The organism is Hypnocyclicus thermotrophus, from assembly GCF_004365575.1.
GTDB lineage: Bacteria > Fusobacteriota > Fusobacteriia > Fusobacteriales > Fusobacteriaceae > Hypnocyclicus > Hypnocyclicus thermotrophus.
On sequence record NZ_SOBG01000006.1, the window covers coordinates 144,116 to 157,840 of the forward strand.

Consider the following 13,725-nt stretch of genomic DNA (forward strand, 5'->3'; position numbering starts at 1 on the left):
ATTTTAATATACCATTATTGTTTTGAAATATCAAAAAAAATCAAGTGCTTATTACACTTGATTTTTTTGGTACAAGGAAAGGGACTCGAACCCTCACTGGCTAAGCCAACTACCCCCTCAAAGTAGCGTGTCTACCAATTCCACCATCCTTGCATATTCTTTTTTTGCATAAAATTTTATCATGATTTTTATAAAATTTCAAGCTCTTTATAAATATTTTGTAATATCTATTTTTTCTTTTATAATAATATCTTTTATATTATTTGTATAAATTTTTATATAATTATCTTTTACTTTAAAATAGTATCCATCAAACCATGAAAATAATTTCAAAAAAAACAATTTATAATTTTTTTCTAATTTTACTAAATCAACTTCTTCTAAATCTAAATAATTTTTTTCTAATTTTATTTTTTTTATAAATTTTTCTTCATAATTTATGCTAAATATACCTATAAATATCATAATTTCACCTCAAAATATTATAGCAATATTTATTCAAATCATCAATGAATTTAATTCTTTATTTTTTTTATAAAGAAAAATAGCTTGAAATTTTATTTTAAATATGAAATAATATATTAGTGATATTAATTTAAAATTTTACAGGGGGAATATTTATGAAAGAAATTAAAGCTTTTATAATAGTGTTAATATTATCATTATTTGTGATTTCTTGTAATAAAAAAAATACAAATAATTCAGGAAGTATTACCAAAAAAGCACCATTAAAAGTAGGAATGGAATTAAAATGGCCACCTTTTGAAACTATAACTGAAGATGGAAAACCAACTGGTATTAGTGTTGACTTAGCTTATGAACTTGGAAAGTATTTAGATAGAGATATTGAAATAGTTGATACTTCTTTTGGCTCATTAATACCTGCGCTTGAAACTGGAAAAATTGATATAATTATAGCATCTATGTCTATCACAAAAGAAAGAGCAGAAAAAATAAATTTTTCAAAACCATATTTTTATTTTTCATTAGTTACTCTTTTAAATAAAAATAGTAATATTAAAGATAAAAAAGAATTATTTTCAAGAGAAGGGTTAAAATTTGTAGGGCCCAAAAGTTTTGTAGCTTTAAAAATACCTAAAGAAAAAGCTAATAATCCAAAATTATTGGAATTTGATGATAAATCAAGTGCTGTTCTTGAAGTGGTTCAAGGAAAAGCTGATGCTTTTATTATAGATGCTATTGCTGCATCTGAATTTTATAGTAAATATCCCGAACAAACAGAAATACTATGGGATCCTGTTGAACAAGCTAAAATAGGAATGGGACTTAGAAAAAGTGATACTGAATTACTTGAAAAAGTAAATACTTTTATAAATGATTTAGAAAAAAATGGAGTTTATAAAAGATTGGCAGAAAAATATAATAGTATTATAGATAAAAGTTTACCTGGTCAAACACTTGATTTTTACACTACACCTATAGGAGATGAATAATGAATTTTAAAAAACAATCTATAAAAGGCTTTAATTTCTTTTTAGCCTTTTTAGTATTCACTTACTTTGTATACTTTATAATAAAAAGAATACCTTCTAGTAATTTTAGTTTTTCGTTTTTAGCACCATATAAAAATTTAATTATACAAGGTTGGCTAAATAGTATTTTAATTAGTATAATAGCCCTCTTTTGTAGTTTAATAATTGGGTTTGTTATTTATATAATGACTATAAATAATATACCTTTTTTACGTTATTTTATAAAATATTTAGCTATTATTTTTAATGAAATAATTTTCGGTTCACCACTTCTTGTATTTGTGTTAATAATCTATTATTTTATTGGAACTGCATTTAACTATTCCAATAGAATGGTTCTTGGCACTGCTGCACTTAGTCTTTATATGGCACCATATATGACAAATTTATTTAAAGGCGCTATTGAATCAATAGATGAAAATCAACATATGGCAGCAAAATTATTTGGTTTTACAACTATACAAAAATATCAATATATAATTTTACCTCAAATAATAAAAATTATTATGCCGCCATTATCTGGAAATTTAACTTTTATAATAAAAGGTAGTTCTATCCTTTATGTTATTGGATATAAAGAACTTTTTTATTCTATTTCAACTGCGCAATCACGTACTTATGCTTTTACAGAAGGATATATTTTAATGCTTGTTTCATATTTGTTAATTACAATTCCTCTTATCAGAATTACGAACTATCTTGAAAGAAGGTATGCCTAAATGAATCTAACTATTAAAAATTTAAAAAAAGATTATGATAAACCTGTTTTAAAAGGAATAAATCTTGAACTAAAAAATAAAAATATTATTGGAGTAATTGGTCCAAGTGGTGGCGGAAAGTCTACTTTTTTAAGACTTGTTGCAGGGCTAGAAGAATTAACAGAGGGAAGTATAATTGTAAATGGATTAGAAATAACAAAAGATAAAATAAAAGATTACCATAAAAAAATAGGTTTTGTTTTTCAAAGTCATAGTCTATTTCCTCATTTAACAATTTTAAGAAATATAACTTTAATATTAGAAAAAATACATAAAATTAATAAAAAAAACGCTGAAGAAAAAACCATCTATTTATTAGAAAAATTTGGATTATTAGAACATATGCATAAATTACCTGAACAATTAAGTGGCGGTCAATCTCAAAGAGCCTCTATTGTACGTTCTCTTGCTATTAATCCTGATATACTTTTTTTTGATGAACCTACAAGCTCTTTAGATCCAATTCTTACATATGAAGTATTAGAAACTATACTAAAATTAAAAGATGAAAAAAAAGATTTTATAATAGTAACACATGAGATTGGATTTGCTCGAGATGTTGCTGATTATATTCTTTTTATTGATGAAGGAAAAATTATTGAACATGGACCACCTAATATTCTGTCTTCGCCTAAAACTAAAAATCTAAAAATATTTTTATCAAAAGTCTTGAGTTGGAATAAAAACTAAAAAAAGACCTTAGTACCATGAAAACTAAGGTCTTTTATATTATTCTTTTATTAATTTCAATACTTCTTTTGGTTGTGAATTTGCTTGGGCTAACATTGCTGTTCCTGACTGAGATAATATTTTTTCTTTTGAAAATGATACCATCTCTTTAGCCACATCCACATCTCTTATTCTGCTTTCTGCTGCTTGCAAATTTTCACTTGCAACTCTAAGATTATTAATTGTATGTTCAAGTCTATTTTGCATAGCACCATATTTTGCTCTTTGTTCTGATACTTTTTCTACAGCTTTATTTAATACAGATATTGCCTTTTCAGCATCACTTGAAGTAATTACTGATACTGCTTTATCTGATGATATTACTTCTTTTTTAGTATCATTTCCTCTTCTATCTGTTGTAGCTTTTACTTCTTTACCTGCTATCCCCAATGCATAGGCATCCATTTTATCAAAAGTTACTACAACAGTTTGCCCTTCATTAGAACCTATTTGAAATTTTAGTCCTTCATTAGAGCTATTATTTTTAGGGTCATATCCATATTTCCCAGTTAATAATTGTTTTGTATTAAATTCTGTTGTATCTGCAATTCTATCAATTTCTCTTCTTAATTGATCCATTTCTTGCTGTATTACTCTTCTATCTGCATCTGTATTTGTATCATTAGAAGATTGTACAGCAAGTTCTCTCATTCTTTGTAAAATAGCATGTGTTTCATTTAATGCTCCTTCTGCAGTTTGAATAAGAGAGATGCCATCCTGTGCATTTCTTACCGCCATTTCAAGTCCTTTTATCTGGCTACGCATTTTCTCAGAAATTGCAAGTCCTGCTGCATCATCACCAGCTCTATTTATCTTTACACCTGAAGATAATTTCTCTAATGACGCTGCTTGCCTCTCTTGAGTTTCACTCAAGTGTCTATAAGCATTTTCTGCTCTTATATTATTATTAATTATCATTTTTTAAACCTCCCTCCGTGTTATTATTTGGATATTCCTTCCATGAACATCCTGGTTATTTTTATAACGGGCCCGTCTTTAATAACCATTTATAATTTTTAATAACTTTTTCAAATTATATTTTTATAATTTTTTCTAAAAATTACAATAGTTATTAAATTTTAACACGGAGAAAGGGTTACTCAGATAGCACAGGGCTACCTAAGTAACTGTAATATATTTTGAGGCGCAGTATTTGCTTGAGCTAACATTGCTGTTCCTGACTGAGAAATAATTTTATCTTTTGATAAAGCTACCATTTCTTTTGCCATATCTGTATCTCTTATTCTGCTTTCTGCTGCTTGTAGGTTTTCTGCAGATACAGCTAAATTATTTATTGTATGCTCTAATCTATTTTGAACAGCTCCATATTTTGCTCTTTCTTCTGATACTGTTTCAATTGCGTTATTTATTGTTGTTATGGCTTTTTGTGCCGAATTTGCATCTGTAACTGAAATTGCATCTCCAGTATCTACTTCTTTAGTACCATTATCTGTTTCTATTCTTTTAACCTGTGCTATCCTAAGAGTTTTAGCACTCATATCATTAAATGTAAGTTCTACTGTTTGTCCTTCATTTGCTCCTACTTGAAATCTTATTTTAGAGCCATTTTGACCATTAAAATCTCCATTTAATAATTTTTTTGTATTAAATTCTGTTGTTTTAGAAATTCTATCTATTTCTTGACGAAGTTGATTCATTTCTTTTTGAATTTGTTTCCTATCACTTTGAGTATTTGTATCATTTGCTGCTTGTACAGCAAGTTCTCTCATTCTTTGTAATATTGAATGAGTTTCATTCAATGCTCCTTCTGCTGTTTGGATTAATGATATCGCATCTTGTGAATTTTTTCTGGCCATATTAAGTCCTTTTATTTGGCCCCTCATTTTTTCTGATATTGCTAATCCTGCAGCGTCATCTCCAGCTCTATTTATTCTTAAACCTGAAGACAGTTTTTCCATTGATTTTGATACTCTGTTATTTACATCTGTTAAATTACGATACGAATTTAAAGCTGTAATATTGTTATTAATTATCATTGTTATCATCCTCCTTGATTTTTTGCTTCCATGCTACGATACTCGGCCGAGATTCGTTAAATTTGGTGATACTTTAGTCACCACATCTACATTCAGAAGACACGGTTTGGGGACAAAATTTCATCCTAAATCCAAACATCGTGACTAAAGCTCAATATCAAAAAGAAATTAAACTTTTCTGAAGCTATATCTTGGAGGAATCAAACAAATTAAAATATTTAATTGTCAATTTCCAGTTTTGAGGATGATAATTAAAAAGTTTATAGTCAAGGCAAAGCGAAAAATATTTAAATTATATTAAATTTAGATTTCGCTAAGCCAATATATAAAAATTTTTATTATCTAAGTAATTGTAATACAGATTGTGGTTGTGTATTTGCTTGTGCTAGCATTGCTGTTCCTGACTGAGAAATAATTTTATCTTTTGATAATTCTACCATTTCTTTTGCCATATCTGTATCTCTTATTCTACTTTCTGCTGCTTGTAAGTTCTCACTTGCTACTGATAAGTTATTTATTGTATGTTCTAATCTGTTTTGCATTGCTCCATATTTTGCTCTTTCTGCTGATACTTGTTCAATAGCATCGTTTATTACTGTTATTGCTTTTTCTGCACTTTTTGATGTTCCTACATCTAACGCTGTATCTCTTGTAGCTACTGTTCTTGTATTTCCTTCTGCATCTGTTATTGTTCTTTTTCCAGCTACTCCTAATGAAGCTGCTCCCATATCTCTAAATGTAAGTTCTACTGTTTGATGCTCATTTGCTCCTACTTGAAATCTTAATCCTTTATCTTTAAACTCGCCAGTTAATAGTTTTTTTGTATTGAATTCTGTTGTTGTTGATATTCTATCTATTTCCTGTCTAAGTCTATCCATTTCTTTTTGGATTTGACCTCTATCAGAGTCAGTATTTGTATCATTTGATGATTGTACTGCAAGTTCTCTCATTCTTTGTAATATTGAATGAGTTTCATTCAATGCTCCTTTTGCTGTTTGTATTAACGATATCGCATCTTGCGAGTTTTTAGTGGCCATATTAAGTCCTTTTATTTGACCTCTCATTTTTTCTGATATTGCTAATCCTGCAGCGTCATCTCCAGCTCTATTTATTCTTAAACCTGAAGATAGTTTTTCCATTGTTTTTTCTACTCTGTTATTTACTCCTGTTACATTTCTATAAGAATTTAATGCTACTATGTTATGATTGATTATCATATAAATCATCCTCCTTGATTTTTAATTGTTTTTGCTTCCTTGCTATGATATCCCGGGATTATATCATAAATTGGCAGCTTCCAGCCACCACATATATATTAAAATTTTTAATATATATGCAGAGGCTAAAACAATAAAAATCAAGAAGTTTTTATCACGGGAAAACTTATATAATAAATTTTATAAGTTTTCCCAAAATTTATATAATTTTATTATTTACTATTTTAATAATTGTAATACAGCTTGTGGTTGTGTATTTGCTTGTGCTAGCATTGCTGTTCCTGACTGAGAAATAATTTTATCTTTTGATAATTCTACCATTTCTTTTGCCATATCTGTATCTCTTATTCTACTTTCTGCTGCTTGTAAGTTCTCACTTGCTACTGATAAGTTATTTATTGTATGTTCTAATCTGTTTTGCATTGCTCCATATTTTGCTCTTTCTGCTGATACTTGTTCAATAGCATCGTTTATTACTGTTATTGCTTTTTCTGCATTTTGTGATGTTTCTACATTTACTGCTGTATCTCTTGTTGTCACTGTTCTTGCATTTCCTTCTGCATCTGTTACTATTTTTTTATCTGCTACTCCTAATGAAGCTGCTCCCATATCTCTAAATGTAAGTTCTACTGTTTGCCCTTCATTTGCTCCTACTTGAAATCTTAATCCTTTATTTTCAAAATTTCCAGTAAATAATTTTTTTGTATTAAACTCTGTTGTTGTTGCTATTCTATCTATTTCTTGTCTAAGTCTATTCATTTCTTTTTGGATTTGACCTCTATCAGAATTAGTATTTGTATCATTTGCTGCTTGTACTGCAAGTTCTCTCATTCTTTGTAATATTGAATGAGTTTCATTCAATGCTCCTTCTGCTGTTTGTATTAACGATATCGCATCTTGCGAGTTTTTAGTAGCCATATTAAGTCCTTTTATTTGACCTCTCATTTTTTCTGATATCGCTAATCCTGCAGCGTCATCTCCAGCTCTATTTATTCTTAAACCTGAAGATAGTTTTTCCATTGTTTTTGACACTCTGTTATTTACATCAGTCATATTTCTATAAGAGTTTAATGCTACTATGTTATGATTGATTATCATTTAAATCATCCTCCTTGATTAATTTAGCATCCATGCTATTTTCAACCACTAATAAAAAACTAAAATTATAGTTTTTCAAATGACATAATTTTAAATGTGCACATTTTAAAATTTGGTAATTTTAATTACCACACTTATACTTAAAATCTTCAGTATAAACATTGTAACTAAACCTGTCATTTTAAATAGGATGATTTATTATTGGAACTTCTTAAATTTTTTAAGAAGTTCCAAATATTATTTACTTAATTATCTAAGTAATTGTAATACTGATTGTGGTTGTGTATTTGCTTGTGCTAGCATTGCTGTTCCTGATTGAGATATGATTTTATCTTTTGATAAATCAACCATTTCTTTTGCCATATCTGCATCTCTTATTCTACTTTCTGCTGTTTGTAGATTTTCTGCTGCTACATCTAAATTCTTTATACTATGTTCTAATCTATTTTGCATTGCTCCATACTTCGCTCTTTCATCTGACACTCTTTCTATTGCGTCATTTATTATTGTTATTGCTCTTTCTGCACTTTTAGCATTAGTTATATCAACTGCAGTATCTTTACTACTTCTTCTTGATATAGTTCCATCCTCATTTTTTACTGCTTCCCATCCATTAATTTTTAAAGCTTTTGCTCCCATATTACTAAAAGTTAATTCTACTGTTTGCCCTTCATTTGCTCCTACTTGAAAAATAAGTCCTTTTCTAGCTAAATTTCCTGTAAATAGCTTTTTAGTATTAAATTCTGTCGTATTAGCTATTCTATCTACTTCTTGTCTTAGTCTATCCATTTCTTTTTGTAATTGCTTTCTATCACTATCAGTATTTGTATCATTTACAGATTGTACAGCTAATTCTCTCATTCTTTGTAGTATTGAATGTGTTTCATTTAGTGCTCCTTCTGCTGTTTGTATTAATGATATTGCATCTTGTGAGTTTTTAGAAGACATTTTTAACCCGCTGATTTGCCCTCTCATTTTTTCTGATATTGCTAGTCCAGCGGCATCGTCTCCTGATCTATTAATTCTTAGACCTGAAGATAATTTTTCCATCTCTTTTGACATTCTGTTATTTGTTAATGTAGTTGATCTATATGCATTTTCTGCCACCATATTGTGATTAATTCTCATAATTTTCATCCTCCTTGATTTTTTTAGCATCCTTGCTAATTTTTGATGACACTCTTTCCCTAAATATTTAGTATGTTGATTATATAACCACCACAGATATTTTTAAATATTTTAAATGTTTAAAAACATTTGCTGTAATTATATACAGCATGAGTTATCATCTTTTTAAGGAGGATTTATAGAAAAGCCAAAAGGCTTTTCATAAATCTTTTATTTTTTTAAATATATTTTATTTATAATATTTTAATTTGTTTTATCCTTTTAATAATTGTAATACTCCTTGTGGTTGTGCATTTGCTTGTGCTAACATTGCATTACCTGATTGTGATATGATTTTATCTTTTGATAATGATACCATTTCTTTTGCCATATCTGCATCTCTTATTCTACTTTCTGCTGCTTGTAAATTTTCACTTGATACTCTTAAATTATTTATTGTATGTTCTAATCTGTTTTGTAATGCTCCAAATTTCGATCTCTCATCTGATACTGTTTCTATTGCATTATTTAATATTGTTATCGCTTTTTCTGCTTTCTCTACTGTTGTTACATCTACTGCTGTATTTTCTGTCTGTACATATCTTTTTTCTTTTGTCCCATCTTCTTTTGTTATTTCTACTTCTCTTACTTCTGCTATTCCTAATGCTTTTGCTCCCATATCATTTATATTTAGTGTTACTACTTGATCTTGATTTGCTCCTATATGGAAACTTAATTTATTATCTTTGAATGATCCATCTATTAATTTTTTTGTATTAAATTCTGTTGTTGTTGATATTCTATCTATTTCCTGTCTTAGTCTATCCATTTCTTTTTGAATTTGTTTTCTATCACTTTGTGTATTTGTATCATTTGCTGATTGTACAGCTAATTCTCTCATTCTTTGTAATATTGAATGTGTTTCATTTAATGCTCCTTCTGCTGTTTGTAACATTGATATTGAATCTTGAGCATTTTTTGTTGCCATATTAAGTCCTTTTATTTGACCTCTCATTTTTTCTGATATTGCTAGCCCTGCTGCATCATCTGATGCTCTGTTAATTCTTAATCCTGAAGATAATTTCTCCATTGTTTTTTCTACTCTTGTATTTACATCATTAAAATTTCTATAAGCATTCATTGCTGTTAAATTATGATTGATTATCATTTTTCATTCCTCCTTGAATTTTAAACGGCTTCCTTGCCTTTATTTACTTTATTTACTTTTTTTACTTTTTTTAAATATATTTCATTTATAATATTTTAATTTGTTTTATCCTTTTAATAATTGTAACACTCCTTGTGGTTGTGCATTTGCTTGTGCTAACATTGCATTACCTGATTGTGATATGATTTTATCTTTTGATAAAGATACCATTTCTTTTGCCATATCTGTATCTCTTATTCTACTTTCTGCTGCTTGTAAATTTTCACTTGATACTCTTAAATTATTTATTGTATGTTCTAATCTGTTTTGTAATGCTCCAAATTTCGATCTCTCATCTGATACTGTTTCTATTGCATTATTTAATATTGTTATCGCTTTTTCTGCTTTCTCTACTGTTGTTACATCTACTGCTGTATTTTCTGTCTGTACATATCTTTTTTCTTTTGTCCCATCTTCTTTTGTTATTTCTACTTCTCTTACTTCTGCTATTCCTAATGCTTTTGCTCCCATATCATTTATATTTAGTGTTACTACTTGATCTTGATTTGCTCCTATATGGAAACTTAATTTATTATCTTTGAATGATCCATCTATTAATTTTTTTGTATTAAATTCTGTTGTTGTTGATATTCTATCTATTTCCTGTCTTAGTCTATCCATTTCTTTTTGAATTTGTTTTCTATCACTTTGTGTATTTGTATCATTTGCTGATTGTACAGCTAATTCTCTCATTCTTTGTAATATTGAATGTGTTTCATTTAATGCTCCTTCTGCTGTTTGTAACATTGATATTGAATCTTGAGCATTTTTTGTTGCCATATTAAGTCCTTTTATTTGACCTCTCATTTTTTCTGATATTGCTAGCCCTGCTGCATCATCTGATGCTCTGTTAATTCTTAATCCTGAAGATAATTTCTCCATTGTTTTTTCTACTCTTGTATTTACATCATTAAAATTTCTATAAGCATTCATTGCTGTTAAATTATGATTGATTATCATTTTTCATTCCTCCTTGAATTTTAAACGGCTTCCTTGCCTTTATTTACTTTTTTTACTTTTTTTATTTTTTTATATTTTTTTATTTTTTTTTATTAATATCATCACATATATTATACCTCTACATAATTTAAAATAATTATATAAGGAATATATATAATAAAATCTTTACAGCATTTAAATAAAACACTTTAAAATCCTATTTTATTTTATTGTCAATGTACTTTTATTATTTCTAATAAAAACATAATAATTTTATTATATTCACACCAAAAATAATAGTTACTTTTTTATTTTTTACTTTTTTATTTTTAATAAAAAATTATTTTTTTATTAAAGTGTATCTTTTTTATTATGATATTACACCAAATGGTGTAATATCATAATATTTATCCTCGTAATAGTTGTAATACTCCTTGTGGTTGTGCATTTGCTTGAGCTAACATCGCAGTTCCTGATTGTGCTATTATTTTATTTTTCGAAAATTTAACCATTTCTTCTGCCATATCTGCATCTCTTATTCTACTTTCTGCTGCTTGTAAATTTTCTGCAGATACTTTTAAATTGTTTATTGTATGATCTAATCTATTTTGCATAGCACCGTATTTAGCTCTTTCATCTGATACTTTTTCTAAAGCATCATTTATTGTTTTTATGGCTACTTCTGCTTCTCCTACTGACATTACTGATATTGCTGTATCTTCAGAATCTACTAGTTGAGTTTCTTTCACTTCTTGCCCATTTGCATCTAATATAGGATTCCCTGCTTCATCTTTTTTTATTATTTCTTTCTCTATTTTTCCTGCTATTCCTAATGCACTTGCACTCATATCATTTAAAGTAAGTGTAACAGTTTGATCTTTATTTGCTCCTATATGAAATATAAGTCCATTATCTGCATAATCACCATTTAGCAATATTTTAGTATTGAATTCTGTTGATTTTGTTATTCTATCTATTTCTTTTCTTAATTGATTTAATTCTTGTTGAATTTGTTTTCTATCACTTTGTGTATTTGTATCATTTGCTGCTTGTACAGCTAATTCTCTCATTCTTTGTAGTATAGCATGTGTTTCATTTAGTGCTCCTTCTGCCGTTTGAATTAAAGAAATCGCATCTTCAGAGTTTTTAGTAGCCATTTTTAGCCCATTAATTTGACCTCTCATTTTTTCTGATATTGCTAGTCCTGCTGCATCATCTGCTGCCCTATTAATTCTGTATCCTGAAGATAATCTTTCTAATGATTTTTCCACTCTTTGGTTTGTCATTGTTAGATTTCTATAAGCATTCATAGCTGTAATATTGTGATTAATTCTCATACTTCTCATCCTCCTTGAATTTTTTCGACATCCTTGTCTTTTACAATAAAAAAATCCGATTTATTTTCATAAACCGGATAATTTAAGTAGCTATGAGTATTTAGATTAAAATTTATAAAAGCACACTAAAATTTAAGTAAACTAAATAAGTAATTTAAACTTAGATTAATACACTTTTACAAACCTTAATCATCTACTCCATTAGACTTACTTAAACCTCCGTGTTTAAGAATTTTTTATAGAGCTTATTTGCTCTTTTCATATTATATTTATCGTCTCATTTTTTATAAAACTTTAATGTTTTTTTGATTTTTTTGTAACACAAATTTACATTAGCGCTACACAAAGCTTACTAATGCTACTAAAGAATTTGTCTTTTTCGACTACTCCTTTAGTCCATTAAAATAAGCCTCCGTGCTTAACTTTATTTTCTTTACATATTAATTATCGTTCTTTTAGTTTTTTTCTTTAGTTTTTTTTTTAATTTTTTTATTATCTATTTCTACATAATATTTATCGTTCTTTTTTTTAATCACTTTATATTTTTATTAAAATTTTATAAAAATTTTTGTATTTCTAATTCTTTTCTAAGTGCTAAGTCTATTATTTGTCCATCTGTTGTTGCTAATAAAGGTCTTGTTATTTCATTTGAGTTCAATCTAATTATTTTTGCTTTAGTAGAATCATTAAGCTCTACTCCTTGTCCTAAATATATTTCAAAAAATTTTGTAATGAATAATTTTGTAATTTTATTATCTAATTTACTATATGAATAATTATCTATTATTTCCAAAGCTTTAAAAGAATTATATTTTTCTCTATATGCTTTTTTTGAAGTTAATGCATCAAAAATATCTGCTACTGCTATTATCTTTGAATACTCATTTATCTCATTTCCATTTAGTTTATTTGGATATCCACTACCATCAGATCTTTCATGATGAAAACTTGCTGCTTCTATTGTTTCTTTTGAAAAACATCCAAATTCTTTCATTATATTTTCTGTTTCTTTTGCATGTGACATTATTATTTCATATTCATTATCTAATAATCTTTCTTCTTTATTTAATATTTCTTCTGGTATTTTAATTTTTCCTATATCATGAAAAAGCGCCGCTACAATTAATGTATCTAACTGTTTATCTGTATATTTTAACCATTTTCCTATTGTATAGGATAAAATAGCTACATTTAAACTATGATAATATAATTGCCCTTCTATTATTCTATCTTTTGTAATATACTCTAAAATATAAATTATATCTTTATTAAAATTTTGTTTAATAAATTTAACTACCGAAGCAATTATAGTTTTTCTTTTTGCAACGTCAACATTATTATTTAAAAATAATTTTTTTATAATATCTTCTAATTTATTACAATTTTCTGTTACTTTTTCTTTTACTTCAGGTCTACCAAATTTTTTTAATTCTACTTTTGAGTTTTCTATTTCTTCTTCTTCTTCAAAATATTCAAATCTTTTTTTAGGAGCGTCTTGTTCTCTTACATCTATTTCTATTACTTTTTCTTTTTTTAATCTATTTATTAATTTATTTGAAAGCCTTACTCCAGATGAAAGTAGTATTTTCCCGTATTCATCATAAACATCCGCTAAAATAATCATTCCTTCTTTAGCTTCATTTAAATCTATTCTCATATATAGAACTTCCCCCTTATTTTTAATAATTAATTTAATAATATCACGTACTGTACATTATGTCAATAATTAGAATTTTTTTAGTTATTAATTGAAAATTGCAAGTTTAATTGCACACATCTACCCCTATGCTAATTTAACTAATTTTTCTTCATAAACTTCATTTGGACTTTTAAATCCAAACAT

13 protein-coding genes and 1 tRNA gene are annotated in these 13,725 nt (G+C 27.4%); 3 read left to right on the plus strand and 11 right to left on the minus strand.

The features are described 5' to 3' along the window. Positions 1 to 67 precede the first annotated feature (67 nt). Positions 68 to 153, minus strand: a tRNA-Leu gene (locus EV215_RS07780). A 54-nt stretch (positions 154 to 207) separates the two neighbouring features. Further along, positions 208 to 465, minus strand: coding sequence for a hypothetical protein (locus EV215_RS07785; RefSeq protein ID WP_134113441.1), 258 nt, complete (start codon positions 463 to 465; stop codon positions 208 to 210). 155 nt (positions 466 to 620) lie between these two features. On the opposite strand from EV215_RS07785, the gene EV215_RS07790 reads away from it, so the two are divergent. From EV215_RS07790 to EV215_RS07800, 3 genes are read left to right on the plus strand one after another with little or no spacing between them, the layout of a single operon-like run. Continuing rightward, complete coding sequence (locus tag EV215_RS07790) at positions 621 to 1,454, plus strand: transporter substrate-binding domain-containing protein (RefSeq protein WP_134113442.1); 834 nt, start codon at positions 621 to 623, stop codon at positions 1,452 to 1,454. Next, complete coding sequence (locus EV215_RS07795; protein ID WP_134113443.1) at positions 1,454 to 2,212, plus strand: ABC transporter permease subunit; 759 nt, start codon at positions 1,454 to 1,456, stop codon at positions 2,210 to 2,212. Before EV215_RS07790 ends, EV215_RS07795 begins: the two co-directional genes overlap by 1 nt. Then, the gene (locus EV215_RS07800; protein WP_134113444.1) at positions 2,213 to 2,941 is read left to right on the plus strand and encodes an amino acid ABC transporter ATP-binding protein; all 729 of its coding nucleotides are present in this window, start codon (positions 2,213 to 2,215) and stop codon (positions 2,939 to 2,941) included. 39 nt (positions 2,942 to 2,980) lie between these two features. Here the strand turns inward: EV215_RS07800 and EV215_RS07805 are convergent, their stop codons facing one another. The 9 genes from EV215_RS07805 to EV215_RS07845 form a co-directional block, all read right to left on the minus strand. Continuing rightward, on the minus strand, positions 2,981 to 3,898 hold the full coding sequence (locus EV215_RS07805) for a flagellin N-terminal helical domain-containing protein (protein WP_134113445.1): 918 nt from the start codon (positions 3,896 to 3,898) through the stop codon (positions 2,981 to 2,983). A gap of 197 nt (positions 3,899 to 4,095) precedes the next feature. Further along, on the minus strand, positions 4,096 to 4,977 hold the full coding sequence (hag, locus tag EV215_RS07810) for a flagellin Hag (RefSeq protein WP_134113446.1): 882 nt from the start codon (positions 4,975 to 4,977) through the stop codon (positions 4,096 to 4,098). 338 nt (positions 4,978 to 5,315) lie between these two features. Then, entirely contained in the window at positions 5,316 to 6,194 is an 879-nt protein-coding gene (hag, locus tag EV215_RS07815) for a flagellin Hag (protein ID WP_134113447.1), read from the minus strand. Between the two features lie 219 nt (positions 6,195 to 6,413). Continuing rightward, on the minus strand, positions 6,414 to 7,292 hold the full coding sequence (hag, locus tag EV215_RS07820) for a flagellin Hag (RefSeq protein ID WP_134113448.1): 879 nt from the start codon (positions 7,290 to 7,292) through the stop codon (positions 6,414 to 6,416). Between the two features lie 249 nt (positions 7,293 to 7,541). Continuing rightward, positions 7,542 to 8,420, minus strand: a complete 879-nt coding sequence (locus EV215_RS07825; RefSeq protein WP_134113449.1) for a flagellin N-terminal helical domain-containing protein — start codon at positions 8,418 to 8,420, stop codon at positions 7,542 to 7,544. Between the two features lie 253 nt (positions 8,421 to 8,673). Next, positions 8,674 to 9,567, minus strand: coding sequence for a flagellin Hag (hag, locus tag EV215_RS07830; RefSeq protein WP_134113450.1), 894 nt, complete (start codon positions 9,565 to 9,567; stop codon positions 8,674 to 8,676). Between the two features lie 105 nt (positions 9,568 to 9,672). After that, the gene (gene hag / locus EV215_RS07835; RefSeq protein ID WP_134113451.1) at positions 9,673 to 10,566 is read right to left on the minus strand and encodes a flagellin Hag; all 894 of its coding nucleotides are present in this window, start codon (positions 10,564 to 10,566) and stop codon (positions 9,673 to 9,675) included. Positions 10,567 to 10,952: 386 nt separating this feature from the next. After that, entirely contained in the window at positions 10,953 to 11,882 is a 930-nt protein-coding gene (locus EV215_RS07840; protein WP_134113452.1) for a flagellin N-terminal helical domain-containing protein, read from the minus strand. Positions 11,883 to 12,438: 556 nt separating this feature from the next. Next, a complete protein-coding gene (locus EV215_RS07845) occupies positions 12,439 to 13,539 on the minus strand; it encodes an HD-GYP domain-containing protein (protein WP_134113453.1) in 1,101 nt (366 codons plus the stop codon). Between the last annotated feature and the right edge of the window lie 186 nt (positions 13,540 to 13,725).

What these genes read in the sequence shown, in the direction of transcription:
- hag (WP_134113447.1), bottom strand. Translation starts at nt 6,194, where the DNA reads ATGATAATCAATCATAACATAGTAGCATTAAATTCTTATAGAAATGTA.
- hag (WP_134113451.1), bottom strand. Translation starts at nt 10,566, where the DNA reads ATGATAATCAATCATAATTTAACAGCAATGAATGCTTATAGAAATTTT.
- hag (WP_134113446.1), bottom strand. Translation starts at nt 4,977, where the DNA reads ATGATAATTAATAACAATATTACAGCTTTAAATTCGTATCGTAATTTA.
- EV215_RS07785 (WP_134113441.1), bottom strand. Translation starts at nt 465, where the DNA reads ATGATATTTATAGGTATATTTAGCATAAATTATGAAGAAAAATTTATA.
- EV215_RS07800 (WP_134113444.1), top strand. Translation starts at nt 2,213, where the DNA reads ATGAATCTAACTATTAAAAATTTAAAAAAAGATTATGATAAACCTGTT.
- EV215_RS07825 (WP_134113449.1), bottom strand. Translation starts at nt 8,420, where the DNA reads ATGAGAATTAATCACAATATGGTGGCAGAAAATGCATATAGATCAACT.
- hag (WP_134113448.1), bottom strand. Translation starts at nt 7,292, where the DNA reads ATGATAATCAATCATAACATAGTAGCATTAAACTCTTATAGAAATATG.
- EV215_RS07795 (WP_134113443.1), top strand. Translation starts at nt 1,454, where the DNA reads ATGAATTTTAAAAAACAATCTATAAAAGGCTTTAATTTCTTTTTAGCC.
- EV215_RS07790 (WP_134113442.1), top strand. Translation starts at nt 621, where the DNA reads ATGAAAGAAATTAAAGCTTTTATAATAGTGTTAATATTATCATTATTT.
- EV215_RS07840 (WP_134113452.1), bottom strand. Translation starts at nt 11,882, where the DNA reads ATGAGAATTAATCACAATATTACAGCTATGAATGCTTATAGAAATCTA.
- hag (WP_134113450.1), bottom strand. Translation starts at nt 9,567, where the DNA reads ATGATAATCAATCATAATTTAACAGCAATGAATGCTTATAGAAATTTT.
- EV215_RS07845 (WP_134113453.1), bottom strand. Translation starts at nt 13,539, where the DNA reads ATGAGAATAGATTTAAATGAAGCTAAAGAAGGAATGATTATTTTAGCG.
- EV215_RS07805 (WP_134113445.1), bottom strand. Translation starts at nt 3,898, where the DNA reads ATGATAATTAATAATAATATAAGAGCAGAAAATGCTTATAGACACTTG.